Raw genomic sequence first — 17,980 nt, 5'->3', positions numbered from 1 at the left:
AATGGAATTTATTTCCTTTTTTTCTCTATCATTTTGATGATTTCCTTCAACTCCTGCACCGACACCTCTTCCTGCTCGGCAAAGAATGCCACGGCATTCTTCATGGAATTACCAAAAAGACGAGTCAGTAAGGGCTTCACAAACTTATTCGTATAGTCTTTTTGGGAAATAGCAGCCGAATAACGATAGGTGGTACCAAAATCTTCATAAATAAGAAATCCTTTGTCTGCCAGTCTGCGCATTGTCGTTGCCACAGTATTGATATGTGGCTTGGGATCGGGCAGGGCCTCACGCACATCCCTGGCAAAAGCTTTTTCAAGCCGCCAGATGACCTGCATGAGAGCTTCCTCTTTCTCGCTGAGACGTTTTTTCATACCGCTAAACTAAAACTATTTTTGTAATTCAGAAACTACATTTGTAGTTTTAACAAAAAAAATCCTGTATGAAGAATAACAAGCGCCAAACACCAGCAATCATTTCGTTCAGCTCATTACCGTTGCCAGTAATCGAACTGGACCAACAGCTTCGGAACTATTATGATTTGAAAAAAACGCTCATAGCTATCTGTTTGATTTGTGTTTGGATATTTGCAAGCCCTTCTATCTGCCAGGCACAGGACAGTCGGCAGGAATCATCCATACGGGTGACACCTGCAGTTACCCGTTTGTTGATCGATAGCCTGCAGCAGTCGTTGTACCGCAATTATATTTACCCCGATACGGCCGCGAAGATGATCAGGTACGTGGAAGCGGAATTTAAAAAAGGGGCATATGCAGCCATTAGCGATCCACAAACACTGGCAATACAACTGCAGCAGGATCTACAAAAGGCGCATCGCGATGGCCACTTCCGCATTATATTTGATCCCCGTTTTGACAGAGAACAGTCAGATACAGTAGGACGGGCTGCCCGCCAAAAACAGGGCGATTCTATGAATTTAGTACGTAGCCTTGAAGATAATTTCACTTTTCGCGAGATCAAAATACTCGAAGGCAATATTGGCTATTTGTTATTCAATGGGTTTTCCGGCTTTGTAAATGAAGCCAGGCCCACAATCACGGCGGCTTTCCGCTTCCTCTCAAATACTAAAGGGCTGATCATAGACATGCGTAGTAATTCAGGCGGAAGCCCTCAGATGGTGACCCAGATTGAGAGTTATTTTTTCCCCGAGAAAACCCATCTCAATGATATAGTAAACCGCCTTGAGGGTAAAACAGACGAGCATTGGACCGATCCTGCAAAAGCAGATGGCCTCATTCTAAAAATGCCCATTTATATTCTTACCAGCAGACGTACCTATTCTGCAGCAGAAGATTTCACTTACGGAATGCAAAGTGTAAAACGAGCCATCATTGTAGGCGAGAGAACCGGGGGTGGCGCTCATCCTGCAAGACCATTTTCCTTAGGACAGGGATTTATAGCTTTTATTCCATTTGCGCGTTCCCTCAATCCCTATACGCATACCGATTGGGAAGGCACCGGAGTTGTACCAGATATACCTGTAGCCGCAAATAAAGCCATTGAAGCTGCACGACTGGCGATATTAACCGAACGCCTGAACAAAGCATCTTCCGATGTAGACAAAAGAAGCGCTCAATGGGAAATAAATGAAATGCTTGCCAACCAAACGGAAGTTATTAAAGACTCCGCCTCTTTGTCTTCTTATACCGGTACTTACCAGGGTGGACTGGTTTTCTATGTAAACCAGTCAGGGCTGTATTGCAGAAATGCAGAGGTGGGCAACCGGGTATTTAAATTAACTTTTATTTCGGGCAACAGGTTTATACTCGATGAAAATGTACAGGTGGAGTTCGTAAAAGACAACCAGGGAAAATTTTCAAGCATAAAAATGTGGTGGCGCGATGGAAGAGTCTCTGACAAGTCAAAGGTAGAATGATCAATAGACATGGTTGTTTACTGGAGATAACAAACCAGCTTCACACTTGCACTCACAATTTAACAAGAGCATTTCGAACCAAAAAGAGCCTCCAAATCCAAAGACCTGAAGGCTCCAGGTCACATGCTTTTTGACTCATCTTCCGATACAATATCTTTATGTTGCATGCCCCAGTTGCCCAATTGGTCCCATACCGGTGTCAGTGCCATTCCTATGGGTGTTAGTTCATAGACTACCCTGACCGGTACCTCCGCAAACACGGTACGGGTCAGGAGTTTGTCCCTTTCCATTTCTGTAAGATTAAGTGCTAACATACGTTCGGTGATACCCTGGACAGACTGTTTGAGTTCGGAAAAACGCATAGGCCGATCTTTTAGATAAAAGAAAATGGAAAATTTCCAGCGGCTGCCAATAATGCCAAGCGCATAAGCCCCCATGCAGACATCCTCCAGGTAGGTTTTGTTGACCTGGTTGGTCGAACTAAGCTTTGTCTTTTTCATACTACTTACATTTTTGTAACCTCCTTACAATTCGCTGTAGACTTGTATCATACAGTTGAATCGGGATACTTTTGTGGGCATAAAAATAACGAACAGCCATTTAATAATAAACAGGAAATAGTTATGAAAGCATTTTTATTGAGACAGACCGGAGGAGCAGAACAACTGCACCTGGAAGAAGTTCCGAAACCCAACATTCAGGCCAATGAGGTACTGGTAAAAGTAAAGGCCATCAGCATCAATCCGGTTGATGTTTATGTAAGGAAGGACAGCAATGCACTGAAGGCTTTTATGCTACCCAAAGATAACCAGGAAGTGTTCATTTTAGGATGGGATATGGCCGGTATTGTAGAAGAGACAGGTGCGGATGTCAGGGATTTTAAGCAAGGGGATCTTGTGTTTGGCCTGATTAATTTTCGTGGTGCCGGAAATACCTATGCGGAATATGTTGCTGCGCCAGTATCACAGCTGGCTCTTATTCCAAACAACATCTCCTTTGAGGAAGCGGCAGCAGCCTGCCTTGCCGCACTTACTGCCTGGCAAGCCCTGGTCGTACATGCAAAACTGCAACCCGGCGAGAAAGTGCTGATCCATGCAGCAGCAGGAGGTGTGGGGCACTACGCGGTACCCATAGCTAAACACCTGGGCGCATATGTCGTGGGAACAGCTTCAGCGGATAATAAAGAATTTGTACTATCACTTGGCGCAGATGAATTTGTTGACTACCAGAAACAGAAGGTTGAAGAAATAGTAACCGATGCCGATGTTGTACTGGACCCAATGTACGGTGACCACCTGTTCCGCTCTATTGAGGCCGTAAAAAGTGGCGGAAGAATAATAAGCCTTCTAACGGACTTTAAAGGTGCAATTGGTGAAGCGGCCAGGGCCAAAGGGGTCTGGGGCTATCATATGGGCGTAGCTTCCAATGGAAATGATATGCAGCAGATTGCTTCATTATTGGAGCGGAACATCATTCGTTCTCATATCAACGCCAGTTACAATTTTGTTGAACTGCCCAAGGCACATCAGCATCAGGACGCTGGAAACCGCAGGGGAAAAATCGTTGTGAAAATGTAGGGATTTAAACGACAAAGACACTTTTAAATTATATTACCATGATTAGTTTTAATGATATTACGCCTGCTGGATATGCCCGATATGTTGAAGTTGACCTTGGGGCTTCAAAGATGATTATTATATCCGGCCAGGTGGCTATTGACAAGGAAGGGAATACTGTTGGTGAGGGTAATTTTGAGCAGCAGGCTGAATTTATTTTCTCATCTATCAAAAATATACTGAAAAAGGCAGGCGGAAGTTTTGACAATATTGTCAAATTGAATAACTATTTGACTGATATCTCTGATCTGCCATTATTCAAAACTATAAGGGACAGGTATGTGAATACCTTGCAACCCCCAGCTTCTACAACGGTTGGGGGAAGCCGGCTTGTCAGAAATGAATTGTTGTTAGAAATTGAAGCTATGGCAATAATCAATAAAAGTTAGGCTTTATATAGGTTATTCTATCCCTATAGTTCCACAGGAAGTCAAAACCAGTACTTTTTAATAAACAAAGAAGGAAAACTTTATGGCTTTTTGATCAAATTTTTTTCAGGGTTGCATGCGGTCGTCTGGCTTCAACAATGCAAGCGCCACGGCTTCCTTGTAGGAAAGCAAAGTGATACCCAGTTGCTGCGCAAGATTATTGGGTCGGCATACTACATCTACTTTCATGCTATCAACAAGGTTCACTGCCAATTGGTAAGAGGTGGAGGTTACAAAATAAAGCCAGTAGCTCGACAAGCGCGGTGTCATCACTGGTACTGTAATTATATGCCGTTTCAAGCCGCGGACGGCCGCAAACTGCAACAGCATTTGTTTATAGGTAAGAACGGAAGGGCCACCAATATCGTAATCTTTATTAAATGTTTCCCTCAGTAGCAGTATGCCGGTCAGAAAAGCGATCACATTGCGTATACCTATCGGCTGGCATTTCGTGTTCACCCATTTGGGAGCTACCATAACAGGTAGCTTCTCCACCAGATCTCGCATAATCTCGAAAGAAGAACTGCCGGCTCCCACAACGATCCCTGCACGTAAAACTGTTACAGGTATCCTGCCTGCGCGAAGTACTTTTTCTACCGCCAACCTGGACGATAAATGCCTGGAAAGATGTGTAGCATTTACAATGCCACTCAGATATATGATTTGTTGACAACAGGTGCTCGCTGCAAGCCGAAGAAAAACCGTGGCAGCTCGTTGCTCCGCAGCTTCAAAAGAAGGCCCTTCCCGCATGGAATGGATCAAGAAAAATGCCACATCAATGTCTTCGGGGAATTGAAACTGTGTGCTGCTCGATGAAAAGTCAGCCTCAATAATCTGGACATCGGCCGGTAAATGAACAGTGGTAAAACGTCGCCTGCTCCGCACACAGCAGGTAATTCGGTGTCCTTGTTCCAGCAGCACCGGGGCAAGTCGTTGCCCTATATAACCATTCGCTCCGGTAATCAGTATATGCATAGCAGGAAAAGAAGCGTTATAAGCTTTCGGGAAGGATAACTCCCGCACAAAAATCAGCCAAAAATCCTTGAGCTGAAATGATTCTATACGGTTTTTTTACCCTGCATAACATTTATCACAATAGCAATAATTGCAAGAACAAGAAGGAGGTGAAAAGCCCCACTTGCATGATATCCAATAAAACCAATTAACCATCCCACAACCAGGATGACGGCAACGATGTATAATAAGTTTCTCATAAAATTATTTTTCTCTCATTAAAATGGCATTCATTCAAATAAAAACATGCCGACATAAAGATTAGCCATTTTTTGCTCGTAACTGTTACGTAATTAAACAATTGAATTACATCATTCACACATTTTATGAGGTATTACAAGACAAAACCATTTCAAAAATAACCAAACCTCCAGCGGTTCAGCGCCCGGTATAAGTGAGGGCACATCAAAATCACATCTTGCAGGAGCCCGCAAGTACTTAAAAACAGGTTAGGAATGTTCCAGTGGCTTTAAACCAGTGATATTCGACAGGATTTCACGCCCGATTTTGCTGCCAATACTATAATTTGCATAAAACAATCATCTAACTGTTAAGTAGATATTATGAAAAGATTTTTATCTATGTTCATTGGCAGCACAACACTTTTAGCGGTCAATGCGCAACAGGGCACTGTATTGACGGCAAAAGACTATGCCAATGCGGAAAGCTTTATGGCATACAATACCCAACAATTCATAGACCATGGCAACGTAATACCCAACTGGATTAAGGATGACAGGTTCTGGTATCGGACGCTTACAGCGCAGGGCAGTGAATTTATCCTCGTTGATCCTAACAAAGGTACCCGCACAGCCGCTTTTGATCAGCAAAAACTGGCGGCGGCATTGTCTACGGCCAGCGGAAAATCATATAAGCCTGCTATGCTGCCTTTCCAGATTTTCAGCTATGTTGCTGATGGAAAGGCCATCCTCTTCAATGTGGGTGGCAAGCTATGGAAATGTGATCTGGAAACTTATACCTGTACTATAGATACCGATGCAGCTGCAGATAAAACAGGCAGGAGTGGCAATGATGCGCTCTCGCCCGATGGCAGTCGCACCGCATTCATCAAAGATTATAATTTGTGGGTGCGGAATGTAAAAACAGGCCAGCAAACCCAGTTGACAACAGACGGGATCAAAGATTTTGGTTATGCTACAGACAATGCAGGCTGGACCAGCAGTGACAGGGCTATACTGCGTTGGTCGCCCGATTCAAAAAAGATAGCCACGTTCAAACAGGACCAGCGCAAAGTAGGGGATATGTATATGATCACCACCAATGTGGGGCACCCTAAGTTGCGTGCCTGGAAATATCCATTGCCTGGCGATGAAGAGATCCCCATGATACAACGGGTAGTTATTAATGTGGATACACCCAAAGTAATTGTATTGAATGTGCCGCCAGACCCGCACCGGTCTTCCTTGGGTGATGATATCAGCCGCAGTGGCGTTCTTAGTGATATAGACTGGAATGCGGATGGTTCACAACTGGCGTTTGTTTCCACTTCCCGCGATCATAAACAGGAAAAGGTCTGCATTGCCAATGCCAGCACCGGTGAGGTGCACAAGGTGTTTGAGGAAACAGTTACCACGCAATTTGAATCGGGCGCAAGCGCCAACTGCTGGCGATGGTTACCAAAGACCAACGAGATCATTTGGTATTCTGAAAGAGACAACTGGGGACATTTGTATTTATACGATGCCACCACCGGAAAGCTGAAAAATCAGATCACCAAAGGCAACTGGCTGGTGACACGTTTGATAAAGGTAGATGAGAAAAACCGCGAATTGTATTTTATGGCCAGCGGTACACAGCTGGAGAACCCTTACTTTGGCCAGTTGTATAAAGTGAGTTTTGATGGAAAGAAAACAACCTTGCTCACGCCAGCGGAAGGTACGCATCAGATTGTTTTATCACCATCAGAAAATTATTTTATTGACACCTATTCTAAACCTAATGTACCAGCCGTATCAGAGTTGCATGCTATAACAGGTAAAACAATTGTTACACTGGAGAAAACAGATGTATCAAGATTGACCGCTTTGGGATGGAAAGCGCCTGTTCCTTTTACGGTGAAAGCGCACGATGGTACAACTGATCTGTATGGTTTACTTTTTACACCAACCAAACTGGACCCCAAAAAGAAATATCCGGTTATAGATTATATTTATCCCGGTCCGCAGGGCGGAAGTGTTGGCAGTTGGGCCTTTAGTGCATCCAGGGGCGATCACCAATCCCTGGCTGAACTTGGATTTATTGTAGTAGTGCTTGAAGGCAGCGGCAATCCATTGCGTTCAAAAAGTTTCCACGATATGTATTTCCCCAACATGTCAGAAAATACATTGCCAGACCAGGTAAGCGGCATCCGGCAACTTTCACAACGCTATGCTTACATGGACACCATGCGGGTGGGGATCTGGGGGCATTCAGGCGGTGGTTTTGCAACTGCGTGTGCTATGTTCCGTTACCCCGATTTCTTTAAAGTGGGTATTTCAGAATCCGGCAACCATGACAACCGCAACTATGAAGACGACTGGGGCGAGCGCTATATTGGTTTGATGACAAAAAATGCAGACGGTACGGATAACTATACCGAACAGGCCAACCAGGTGTATGCAAAGAACCTGAAGGGCAAGTTGATGCTGGCCCATGGATTAATGGACGACAATGTACCTGCTTCCAATACCATGCTGGTAGTAGAAGCACTGGAAAAGGCGAATAAAGATTATGACCTGGTTATTTTTCCCAACAGTGCGCATGGCTATGGTACATACTCGCCATATATGATGCGCCGCCGCTGGGACTATTTTGTAAAAAACTTATTAGGCGTTGAACCACCCAAAGAATACCTGATGGAAATCAAAACAGATCCCAGGAATAGTATGCAGTAGGATTACAGGGACGCGTGGGAGCACAACCTTGTGCTGGAAAAAATAGAATCGAAAGATATGGCTGCTCCCTGGTGCCTCGATGGGACGGGTGCAATAGTCAATGAGTTCAAAAATCTCTTCCGCAAATTTTCAGAGTCCGGATTCCAAATATAATTTGTTCATACACTAAACTACCTACTGTAAATCGCTCTATTGGCATAGACAACTCTAAATCTCCAGGAACAATTACAGAGACAATACTATCAATAACGTTTCTTTTCCAGACAGTGGAATCCTGAGAAAATAAATTGCCTGATACGAAAATGCATATAAACAGAAGGCCAGCCCTAATTTTCACTTTTATAGTGTTTATTGGTTGTACAATTTTGATTCCCTTATGGCACTTTCATAAACTGAAAATAACTTGTTTTACCAGATTTTCTTCGCACTTCCACGAAATACGCACCCGTTGCCAGGGTCCCCACATTGACGTTGATTGTTGACTGTCTGCCGGCATTGTTCATCACCAGTATCGTTACACCTACATTGCTGAAGACAGATATCTTGGAAACCGGGTCAAATCGATTTTCGTCCTGCACATAGAACGTTGAGCTTACAGGATTGGGATACCAGCGGTAATCGGCATCGGCTGACGGAATTCCTGAAATAGCTGTAAGCACGCTGATCCTCATGGAAATTGAATTGCTTATAGTCGTGCAACCTGCATTGTTCCTGCATACACATCTGATCTTATCGCCGCTTGTAACAGGTGCGTAGTTTATAGTATCCCCTGTAGTTCCACTGATGTTCTGCCATCCGTGCAAATGGGTGCTATCCTGCCATTGATATTGCAACCCCGTGCCGGAATTGGTAGTGGTAGCTATTAAATGGTTCCTGGCTCCAGCTACAACTACTGTATCACCGGAAATCCTGATATCAGGTGCAGGGATCGCTGTAATGACCACAGGAGCGCTGGCTGCACTATCCGGGATGGCGCAAGAAGCGGTACTCCGTAGCAAAATCGAGACTGTTGCATTTTTCGTAAGCCCATTGATGGTATAGGCTGGAGAATTATTTCCTGTTATCACCCCGTTGTTTTTCCATTGATAAACAGGTGCAGAACCGGGGTTCACCGGAAGAGCCGTAATGAGGACTGTGCTTCCGGCGCATACGGTGGTATCATTGATGGACAGGGACACAGAAGGGACTACGTAACTGTTCACCGTCATTGTAATTATCCCGCTGTTTACCTGAGGCTGAAGGCGACAGGCAGCAGGACTGGTAAGCATACACTGAATAACGTCCTTGTCTTGCAGCGTTGAGCTGTTGAATGTACTTGCGTTTGTACCTGCACCAGTTCCGTTAACCGTCCACTGATAACTGGATACCGGGCCGGCATTACGTGGAGTTGCTGTAAACAACACATTGGTTCCGTTACAAACGGCAGGCGTTGCGGTTGATATGTTAACAGACAGCGCACTCGTATCTGTAACGGCCATGGTAAGCGCATTGCTCTGGGCAGGGTTGGGATATGCACAGGTGGCAGAACTTTCCATTAATACCTGCACGATGTCGTTTTTCTTGAGGCGTGAGCTGGTAAATATCGCATTATTGATCCCCTGCGACACGTTATTTACCTTCCAGTCATATACCGGCAAGTTGCCCGGGTTCACAGGCGTTGCCGTAAATGTAATGGGTGTTCCCACACAGGCTGTGAGGCTGGAAACACTTATCTGCACGGAAGCAGGAGACCCATTTACATGCACGGTGATCGCATTGCTGGTATCTCTTTTATCGAGGTTGCAGATGTCATTATTGAGTTGAACAACCCGCACCTGGTCTCCATCCTGCAGCGTATTGGTGATAAGTGTACTGTTAAACGTGTTACCACTGGTGTTCTTTCCATTGATCAGCCATTGCCATAAATAATCATGTTTATAACCGGTAGAGTCGGTAGCGGTAAAGGTTACATTCGTTCCCAAACAGAAACTGGTGTCAGACGCTGTAAGGATTACACCGGGACTGGCAGTATAGTTTAGTTGCAGTACAAAGGTGCTGCTATAACGGCCATCCACAATACACCGGTATTTATAACCATTCCACGAGAGCGGGATATTGTCGAATTGCAGGGTGATCGTGGTTCCTCCGGACAGGTTGGCACTGTTAACGACATCGGCAAATCCACCACCGATATCCTGCTGCCATTGATAAGTCTTGCCGGAAATATCGGACCTTAGTGTATCCGCCCACGGTCTGCTGGTACACATGGGCGTGATGACCGGAACATTGACCGTATTTTTATATACAACAACAACATTGTCAAGACCGCTCGACACCGCAACGTCAGGTTTGCCATCTCCATCAAAATCCGCCGCAGCAACTTCCTGGGGCATGTAAGCGTTGGAGTAGATCAGGCTGTCCAGTTTGACGGCGCCGGGGAGGGAACTATTCTTTTCTATGATGAGATGACGAAATGGTCCGCCAGTGGCCGAAATTACATCAGGCCGTACACCTCCACTGAAATTCGACACGCATCCACCCCAGCCATCCGTGAAATAACTGCTTTGTTCCAGACGCATGACAACAGGAGGCAAATATGAAAAGTTTCCCTTGGTACTGTTGCTCCGGAATACGCAGATATTATCGTTATTGCAAATAACAATATCCGGTATGCCATCCTTATCGAAGTCCACGATCGAAATAAAGGTACCTTCCCAACTGATGCCCGGTACGCTTATACTAACAAATGAAGCAAAAGAGATCTTTCCCTGGATGCTGGTATTCCGGTACAAAAAAATATTTCCTTTCTTGATATTCTGCTCGTAGGTGATAATATCCTTCAACCCGTCGCCGTCCAGGTCACCGGCAGTGATCCCTGTAACCGTCACTGAAGCATTGAAGTTTTGTGTGGCAGCAAAAGACAGGGAGCCGGGCACGCTTGTATTCCTTATTACAGATATGCTATAATCTTCAAATGACGTCACTGCAATATCATTTTTTCCGTCATTGTCCAGGTCTGTAATCACCGCTTCCTGGGTGCCCCTTCCGGCCGGGACCAGGTATTCCTTCTCAAATGAAATGACACCCGGACTGCTTGCATTCCGAAGTACCTTCACCAACCCCTGATTTGTTGGTAACACCATGTCGGGACGCCCATCACCGTCCAGGTCGTTCATATCAAAACGACCGGCTGTGGGGAAGTAAGTATAACCGATACGTACCCTTGGAGCAAAGGAAAGGCGCTTCCCTGTAGTTGTATTACGGAACACCACCAGCGAATCGCCCTGTCCCCCCATGGACATATTTACAACCAGGTCAGGTTTTCCGTCCCCATCTATGTCTTTCCCCTGGAGGCCCCAGGGATTTCCTTGGCTTTTACTTACAATGAAGCCTTCAGTAAAGGAATTTGGTGTAAAATTCTCAGTGCTGTCTACGAACGTCACATGGAAAGGGGATAGGGATTCGCCCAAAAGGCCATTGTCTTTGTTAAGCACCTGGATAGTACCCAGGCTAGCCCCAACAGGCACGGTACAAACAAGTTGCCCGGAAGAAGCCGATTGTAGCGTCGCCGGAACAGTTCCAAAGAAAACGCTATTCTGTGAAGCGGTTGTACTAAATCCACTGCCGGTGATAGTTACTGTGGTTCCAATAATGCCCGCTGAGGGACTGACGGTCTGGATTACCGGAGGAGCTGAAGCGGGTGGGGGATTGTACGTGAATCCGCCAACCGGAATGATGCCATAAAACTGCTTTAAAGTGATGGTTCCTGTGGCGCCGCCGGCAACAACTGCCGTAATCACCGTGTCTGACAAAACAGTAAAGGAAGCTGCGGCTGTACCACCAAACGAAACACCCGATACGTTGGAGAATTTTGAACCGGAGATGGTCACGAACGTGCCTGCGCTACCCGATTTTGGGTACCAGGAGGAGGCTTTCGCGATTCCCCCGGCATAAAACTGTGAGTATTTCGTAATTGTATCGGAAATTCCTCCGGCATTGACGATCAACTGTATAGTATCTACGCTCCTGACGATATCATGTGTATAGGTTGCGTTATAGCTCGTACTTATCAATGATCCGTTAACCAGCCATTGGTATTGACATCCAGTCCTGGAAAAATTCAACAGCTGAACGGTGCCCGCCATATACATCCCGGTTGTATCTGCTTTAAAATAAGCAGCAGCTATCGGGGATCCTCCGCCGTTTGCCGTCATTTCCAGGTATCCATGGCCGCCTCCTGCCCACAGCTGTGTTGCGGAAAAGCACTGCAGGTCGTTGTGGGAATAACCCAGGTAAGTGAAATTAGTGTCCCTTGCGAGGGGTTCCCAGGTTACGCCGCTGTTTGTTGTTTTAAAGATCTTGTAAGGAGCTACCAGGGCATAGCCGGTATTGACGTCGGTAAACCGCATCTTATCGCAATTGAAAGGAGTAGCGTCAACGTCGTTTTGAAGGGTCCAGTTTTGGCCGCCGTTTGTAGTTTTATAAAAGTAGCGATATTGCCCGCTATACATGCTCAGCCATCCGATGTTGGCGTCCAGGAAGTATGCATAGGTCAGAATTCCCGTTTGAGGCAATGTTTTGCGCAGCCAAAACGCTCCGCCGTTGCTGGTTTTTAATAACCTGTTTCCATTATAGTCGGTACTTATCGCAATTACATTATTATTGTCAATCGCCTCGATATGGTCAAAATAGCTTGCAGACTGCACTGTCTGCACAGACCAGGTCATCCCTTTGTCCGTCGTCTTCAGAATACGGTCTGCATCGACAGCATAGCCGGTATTATCATTTTGAGGAAACACGACGTCCTTTATCCCGGTCCTCAGTTGTAAAGGATCAAACTGTGAATAGAATACCAACTTGTAAGAATTACCGCCATCGGCAGAATATAAAATGGATGGTACCAGGCCATAATCGCCATATACGATAAGGGTATTTTTATCGAAGGCCTTTACACCCTCAATACCGAACCCCAAGGTTACATTGACGTTCATATAGCTACCGTAATTGACGTTACTGAGGGTGATAAATTTCTTTGTATACGTTCTGCCGCTGTCGGTCGTATAGCCGATGTATTTCTCAAAAGCTACATATCCCTCATTCGGCGAATAAAAACTTATTTTATTGATATGGTTATCCTGATCAGCATCCAGGTATAGCTGCCGCATCTGCGCCAAAGCAGGTGAAAGGGAAAAAATATAAATAATTACAAGGGATAAGAAGCCTTTAAAGGCTGTTTTCAGGTACGGAAAATGCATTGACGAGGGTTTAGGGGCATTATAGAGTCAAAGATATTCAATTTATTTTACTACGAAAGCTGGCTGAATTGGATCGTGGGAGTGGGGTGAACTATAACCGCCAGCGTCATATTTTTTAAAGACGGTTTCCATGGCAGCCAGCGCGCGCGACATGCTTGCCCCGGGCTTATGAGGGAACTATAACTACTTCATCTCATGTCAGGAAAATTGGGTTATCACCAGGGCGTTATAACGGCTGAATAGAGGAGATGTTGATCCCATTAAAACAATCATCCGCACAACCATCATTAACATAGCCACACGTAGAGATCGTTTTAGTAAGTAACGGCAAAATACAGCAAGTAGGCGTTGGGTTAAAAATTCCTGAGAAGGCGACTTTAATTTCACTTCCAGATAGTTATCTTCTGCCTGGGCCGCATTATCTGTAATTATTTTTGACCGGCTGCACTTTTAAAGTCCGTGATGATCTTTCCATCATAACGATACACTCCGTACAAAGATCCAAACCAAATACTTCCATCGTTAGCTTCCAAAATCCCACAAAGCATTTTTTCTGTAGACATTATTACGGTTACAGTAGGCGTCTTATCGTACAAGGATTTTTGATCATAACGGGAAAGTGCCCAATACCTATTGGGTTTTACTTCACCAGTTGTCCAGATGTTTCCTTTGTTATCTTCGTAAATATGACCAATAAACTGCTGGGTGATGCTGGTAAATGTACCACCGTCATAGCGCCAAAGGCCATCACTGCCACCCAACCAAATATTGCCTTTTTTGTCTTCGATTATAGACCTAACGTTGTTAAACGCTTTGCCATCTTTGTTTTTTAAAACGGTAAATGTTTTTCCATCATAAAAACAAGGTCCGTCCCCTGTGGCAATCCATAATTTTCCAATTTTGTCTTCCATGATAGTCCTAATATCATTATTGGGCAGTCCGTCTTTCGTTGTTAAATTTCGAAAAGATTGCCCATCGTAACGGCTTATTCCACCTCCGGTACCGAACCAAATAATGCCGGTTTTATCTTCATAAATTTTAAAGACACCATTACTGGCAAGTCCCTCCCTGGTTGTAAAATGTTGAAAGGTTTTCCCATTATAATAATAAACCCCGGAATCAGTGGAAGCGAACCAAAGATTTCCGCCTCGATCTTCCAGAACATCCCAGTATCTGCGAGAACCTATTTTACTTGCGATATTGGTAAACGATTTTCCATCATATCGGAAAACACCACCCCATGATGCAGCAAACAAAATGTTTCCGTTTCTATCTTGCTTTACATTCCGAATCATTCTGTTAGGCCCATAAGAAGTGACTGTGTCTTTGATATTGTAGTTGATATTATCTTTTGGTACGTTTGTTTGGTTTTGTCCACGGGAGGTGTGAAAAACAAATATTACGAAATAAATATAGATGAGTACGTGTTTCATGATATTTTCTAATCCTATTAAGTTTGATACAGCGAAACTACTTTGATCCTTTCAGCCTGAAGGGTCAGTAACGATACACTCCCATAAAAAATCCCATATGGCGTTCACCCTTTCCGGTCTGCGCTACAATATCTATAAAAAGGAAATCATTTGTCTGATCAGTATTATAAACGTTATCGTTCCCCTGCCTCCGCGAGCCCAGGGGGCAAGGTTGCCCTCGCTATAAACGAGAACATTTTTTGTTTTTGTACGCATTTAGCAGGCCCTGGCATACAGGTTTTAGCATTTTATTGACATTTCAGTTTATTTCTTTATGGTCTCTAAAATCTTAAATCATTTCTATGAAGATTACACCTACGCCTGCCTTTAAAATTATTTTTCCAGTGATGGTAATCATTGCCGGTTGCCATACAAAGCAACAGACCTCCGCAAGCCTGATAAAGGATACCACAAAAACTGTAGCAGCTGTCGTAAAAGCGCCTTTAACTGACAGCGCTTTGCTGATGCAGCACCTTGATAGTTTACCTGCTATCAGCTTTCCTTATCATTCCGGACTTAATGATGATGTCCCTTTGATTGACCTTTCTGTATTTGCGCATAAAAAACTGACAAAAATCCCCTTCAGACTTATTCCAACCGCCATTGGCGCAAGTTATATCGACTACAACCAAGAGGACACCACTTTTGACCTAGTAAATACGTACTACAAGGGGCAATGGACCTTGGTTGCCAAACGGCCTCGTTTTATTGTGGTTGAGGTAAAGGGAGATGCTGGCATGTTCCTGGTGACAATCACCCACTCATTGGAATGTATCGACGCCATTAGAATAGAAGCAACGAACCCGGGGAATAACAGTCATTGGTATGCAAACAGAAAATCTGATATTTCCGCTGATTTGATCATTACGATGCATCACAAATTTGCGCTGACCGTCGATGCACAAGGTACTGAAGAAGGCGTAGAATATTCAACAAAAAAATGGACAATCAATAAGGATGGACATTTTATAAAGTTCACTTAGTATATGGAAGACCGTCCGGTGCAAAAATTGTGACACCAACAAGGGACTTTGATTTTATAATTCACCTTGAACAGAAAAACATTGACAATTTTGTCCAGTATTTTCAGGATGGCTATTACTGTGACAAAGATGCCATTCAGGATGCAGTAAAAAGACGTAGCATGTTCAACATTATAGATCATGCATCTGGCTTTAAAGCAGACTTTGTGGTATTGAAAGACGAAGCCTTTAGGCTGGAAGCCCTCCGCGGTGGCAAAGCCGCACGAATCATACGTATACTCCCAGGCAAAGATGCTTGCTTATACTGCCTGCAGCTTTACCGCGAACAGAAAAATACATTTATCGACATTCCTGACGATCCTGCTTTTCCGACATTGCGTAATGAATGTAACAACCCTATTCGTCCGGCAAGTGCAGCAGATCTGAAACTCATTGCTTCTATAGCCTCCCGACTGCTTATTGATCACATACAGAATAAAGCAGGCAATGCCAATCATTGGATTTGGACAACGGAAGCTATAACCGGCACTCCTTTACAGACTCCATTTCAATTGCATGAACAATACATCGGCCCACACCCGCAATGCCCTTACTGCCATCATGATAAACAGATGCACACCACCATTCCGGTTGAAAAACTTGCCTTCATGCAGCAAGAAGTAGCTGCAAACCCGACGATTGAAACGGGCGGAGTATTAGCCGGATATATAACACCAGATAACGAAATCGTCATAACAAACGTGTCCGGCCCTGGTCAAAATTCTGTGCGTAGTGCAAATAAATTCGAAAAAGATATTGCCTATTGTCAATCGTTTCTCAATGATGTTTATAAAGAGTCAAGTGGTAAATATGTATACATAGGCGAATGGCATTCGCATCCGTCTAAAGACAACCGCCCAAGTGGTACAGATTTAAAAAGCCTGTCGGATATATCTTGGCAGAAAGAATACCTCACAAATCACCCAGTAATGATCATCTTATCAAATACTGGTGATCCATCATGCACTGTGCATCCCGCGGGTAAGAGATACTACTTTAGCCCCTTAAATGTCGCCTCTTCTGGTAAGGAAGCCACAAACTAATTAATTTGAAGACTGCTTAGATGGATATTTATTATTTTGTTTCCTCAAACTATTTAACCACATTAGATATGCCTTCTCTGGCAATTCTCTGTAATGGAGCTTTGCTAATGTGATATATGCGTTTTCCATTTCCAAATAGGTGATCGTGGAATCCGGCTTTTTATTTTCGACTTCTTTAAAATACACTTTTTTTAGAGTTTCAGCCTTTAATAATAAAGCCATTGGATTAATAGGGTGGTATTTTAATGCCATATCACAGCATTTCAGGATAAAACCATCATAATAATTGTGGGTTTGAAATTCATATCCTTTGGCCAGGTCTAATACGCATAATGAAATTGATTGCTGGTTACTTAATGTATCCATATAAATACCGCTTCGTATAGCATCCATTGAAACATATGTTGAGGTGGCAATCCAGGCATCTGTAGGAAAGGTACCGCTGGTTAACTCAATATTATACCAGCCAACTTTCTGACTATAACATCTTATATAAATATGATTAGGTACCAGGGCAAACCAGCATTTTGCGTCAACCTTATCAGCTATTATTTTGTATAAATAAGCCAGGCTATGGCAATTCCCTTTACGAGTCGCCAGTAAATTTATCACAAACATATTTGACCATTCCTTTTTTCCCATTGGGTCAATGTGTGAGTATGAATAATGCGCTATATGCCCGTCTTTTTCTAATGAATTATTTTTTACATGTAGGGTTGTATCAAAGAGCTTTGAAAAAATTGAGTAGTTTTTAATGTAATTTAAAATATCAGAATAATTGTATCCCCTTGAAATAAAGGTACCCTGGGTAATAAATTTAGACAAGTCATTAATAGCCTTTTGAAAATCGCTATATGGCAAATTATAGTTATGATATGCATTTTCAACTAAAAAAACGCTCCTGGAGAAACTCCCATCGTTTTCAATAATAGTTTTTAGTGAATCAAAAACCTGACTGTATATGTTGAATTTCAAATTGGAGTCGGCTTCGCTTACGTTCTGCCCGTAAATAAAACCGTATGTACTAAAAAATAAGCAACCTAATAAAAGCCTAAATAAGCTTTGTTTTATCATTATCCTTTCTGGAATTGTTTTGTTTCAAATCTTTTATTCTCTTAAAGAATTCTTCTTTGGCTTTATTCGTGTCATATTCATCTTTGAGGGATGAATCCGGAGAGTTATGTTCATTTAAAAGCCGCAGCCAAAGGTTTAAGTCAGTACCGGGCTGTTGAAGAAATTTATCAAGTTCGATCTTTTCTTCTGGCGTTAGCGTATTATTTATATGTTTCACAACCAAGCCAACAGGTTTATCTAAGGCTTGTTTATCCATATTTCAGCTTACTGTTTTCTCAAACAATGT

At 43.6% G+C, this 17,980-nt stretch carries 14 protein-coding genes; 6 read left to right on the top strand and 8 right to left on the bottom strand.

What is annotated here, in order from left to right:
* Positions 1–8 precede the first annotated feature (8 nt).
* The gene (locus BMX95_RS29205; protein WP_081202914.1) at positions 9–374 is read right to left on the bottom strand and encodes a BlaI/MecI/CopY family transcriptional regulator; all 366 of its coding nucleotides are present in this window, start codon (positions 372–374) and stop codon (positions 9–11) included.
* Positions 375–442: 68 nt separating this feature from the next.
* Between BMX95_RS29205 and BMX95_RS29200 the strand changes: the two genes are divergently transcribed.
* Positions 443–1,897, top strand: a complete 1,455-nt coding sequence (locus BMX95_RS29200; protein WP_081202915.1) for a S41 family peptidase — start codon at positions 443–445, stop codon at positions 1,895–1,897.
* A 119-nt stretch (positions 1,898–2,016) separates the two neighbouring features.
* Here BMX95_RS29200 and BMX95_RS29195 read toward each other — a convergent pair whose 3' ends face one another.
* A complete protein-coding gene (locus BMX95_RS29195) occupies positions 2,017–2,397 on the bottom strand; it encodes a winged helix-turn-helix transcriptional regulator (RefSeq protein WP_081202916.1) in 381 nt (126 codons plus the stop codon).
* A 123-nt stretch (positions 2,398–2,520) separates the two neighbouring features.
* Between BMX95_RS29195 and BMX95_RS29190 the strand changes: the two genes are divergently transcribed.
* Together BMX95_RS29190 and BMX95_RS29185 are read left to right on the top strand one after the other, a co-directional pair.
* Positions 2,521–3,474, top strand: a complete 954-nt coding sequence (locus BMX95_RS29190; RefSeq protein WP_081202917.1) for an NADP-dependent oxidoreductase — start codon at positions 2,521–2,523, stop codon at positions 3,472–3,474.
* Positions 3,475–3,512: 38 nt separating this feature from the next.
* On the top strand, positions 3,513–3,902 hold the full coding sequence (locus tag BMX95_RS29185) for a RidA family protein (RefSeq protein ID WP_081202918.1): 390 nt from the start codon (positions 3,513–3,515) through the stop codon (positions 3,900–3,902).
* 105 nt (positions 3,903–4,007) lie between these two features.
* Here BMX95_RS29185 and BMX95_RS29180 read toward each other — a convergent pair whose 3' ends face one another.
* Positions 4,008–4,916 (bottom strand): NAD-dependent epimerase/dehydratase family protein, encoded by a 909-nt coding sequence (locus BMX95_RS29180; RefSeq protein WP_242673202.1) that lies wholly within the window; start codon positions 4,914–4,916, stop codon positions 4,008–4,010.
* Positions 4,917–4,999: 83 nt separating this feature from the next.
* Positions 5,000–5,155 (bottom strand): lmo0937 family membrane protein, encoded by a 156-nt coding sequence (locus BMX95_RS34690; protein WP_107686044.1) that lies wholly within the window; start codon positions 5,153–5,155, stop codon positions 5,000–5,002.
* 363 nt (positions 5,156–5,518) lie between these two features.
* On the opposite strand from BMX95_RS34690, the gene BMX95_RS29175 reads away from it, so the two are divergent.
* Entirely contained in the window at positions 5,519–7,849 is a 2,331-nt protein-coding gene (locus BMX95_RS29175) for a S9 family peptidase (RefSeq protein ID WP_242673203.1), read from the top strand.
* Positions 7,850–8,223: 374 nt separating this feature from the next.
* Here BMX95_RS29175 and BMX95_RS29170 read toward each other — a convergent pair whose 3' ends face one another.
* Positions 8,224–13,083 carry an FG-GAP-like repeat-containing protein gene (locus BMX95_RS29170; RefSeq protein ID WP_081202919.1) on the bottom strand — a complete coding sequence of 1,620 codons (4,860 nt, stop codon included), beginning with the start codon at positions 13,081–13,083 and terminating at the stop codon, positions 8,224–8,226.
* A 428-nt stretch (positions 13,084–13,511) separates the two neighbouring features.
* On the bottom strand, positions 13,512–14,516 hold the full coding sequence (locus BMX95_RS29165; RefSeq protein WP_081202920.1) for a ligand-binding sensor domain-containing protein: 1,005 nt from the start codon (positions 14,514–14,516) through the stop codon (positions 13,512–13,514).
* A 341-nt stretch (positions 14,517–14,857) separates the two neighbouring features.
* On the opposite strand from BMX95_RS29165, the gene BMX95_RS29160 reads away from it, so the two are divergent.
* Together BMX95_RS29160 and BMX95_RS29155 are read left to right on the top strand one after the other, a co-directional pair.
* Entirely contained in the window at positions 14,858–15,538 is a 681-nt protein-coding gene (locus BMX95_RS29160; protein WP_081202921.1) for a hypothetical protein, read from the top strand.
* A 29-nt stretch (positions 15,539–15,567) separates the two neighbouring features.
* A complete protein-coding gene (locus tag BMX95_RS29155; RefSeq protein WP_081202922.1) occupies positions 15,568–16,620 on the top strand; it encodes a Mov34/MPN/PAD-1 family protein in 1,053 nt (350 codons plus the stop codon).
* Here the strand turns inward: BMX95_RS29155 and BMX95_RS29150 are convergent, their stop codons facing one another.
* Together BMX95_RS29150 and BMX95_RS29145 are read right to left on the bottom strand one after the other, a co-directional pair.
* Entirely contained in the window at positions 16,621–17,694 is a 1,074-nt protein-coding gene (locus tag BMX95_RS29150) for a hypothetical protein (RefSeq protein WP_081202923.1), read from the bottom strand.
* The gene (locus tag BMX95_RS29145; protein WP_081202924.1) at positions 17,672–17,950 is read right to left on the bottom strand and encodes a hypothetical protein; all 279 of its coding nucleotides are present in this window, start codon (positions 17,948–17,950) and stop codon (positions 17,672–17,674) included. The genes BMX95_RS29150 and BMX95_RS29145 overlap by 23 nt, the downstream gene beginning before the upstream one ends.
* Positions 17,951–17,980 lie beyond the last annotated feature (30 nt).

This window comes from Niastella yeongjuensis (assembly GCF_900110245.1).
Lineage (GTDB): Bacteria > Bacteroidota > Bacteroidia > Chitinophagales > Chitinophagaceae > Niastella > Niastella yeongjuensis.
The sequence above is the reverse complement of the archived record's forward strand: the minus strand, read 5'-3'. Positions and strand labels throughout refer to the sequence as shown.

Bases quoted from the DNA above. Each gene is read 5' to 3' on its own strand.
- BMX95_RS29150 (WP_081202923.1), bottom strand. From the start codon at position 17,694: ATGATAAAACAAAGCTTATTTAGGCTTTTATTAGGTTGCTTATTTTTT.
- BMX95_RS34690 (WP_107686044.1), bottom strand. From the start codon at position 5,155: ATGAGAAACTTATTATACATCGTTGCCGTCATCCTGGTTGTGGGATGG.
- BMX95_RS29175 (WP_242673203.1), top strand. From the start codon at position 5,519: ATGAAAAGATTTTTATCTATGTTCATTGGCAGCACAACACTTTTAGCG.
- BMX95_RS29160 (WP_081202921.1), top strand. From the start codon at position 14,858: ATGAAGATTACACCTACGCCTGCCTTTAAAATTATTTTTCCAGTGATG.
- BMX95_RS29190 (WP_081202917.1), top strand. From the start codon at position 2,521: ATGAAAGCATTTTTATTGAGACAGACCGGAGGAGCAGAACAACTGCAC.
- BMX95_RS29180 (WP_242673202.1), bottom strand. From the start codon at position 4,916: ATGCATATACTGATTACCGGAGCGAATGGTTATATAGGGCAACGACTT.
- BMX95_RS29205 (WP_081202914.1), bottom strand. From the start codon at position 374: ATGAAAAAACGTCTCAGCGAGAAAGAGGAAGCTCTCATGCAGGTCATC.
- BMX95_RS29170 (WP_081202919.1), bottom strand. From the start codon at position 13,083: ATGCATTTTCCGTACCTGAAAACAGCCTTTAAAGGCTTCTTATCCCTT.
- BMX95_RS29200 (WP_081202915.1), top strand. From the start codon at position 443: ATGAAGAATAACAAGCGCCAAACACCAGCAATCATTTCGTTCAGCTCA.
- BMX95_RS29195 (WP_081202916.1), bottom strand. From the start codon at position 2,397: ATGAAAAAGACAAAGCTTAGTTCGACCAACCAGGTCAACAAAACCTAC.
- BMX95_RS29165 (WP_081202920.1), bottom strand. From the start codon at position 14,516: ATGAAACACGTACTCATCTATATTTATTTCGTAATATTTGTTTTTCAC.
- BMX95_RS29185 (WP_081202918.1), top strand. From the start codon at position 3,513: ATGATTAGTTTTAATGATATTACGCCTGCTGGATATGCCCGATATGTT.
- BMX95_RS29145 (WP_081202924.1), bottom strand. From the start codon at position 17,950: ATGGATAAACAAGCCTTAGATAAACCTGTTGGCTTGGTTGTGAAACAT.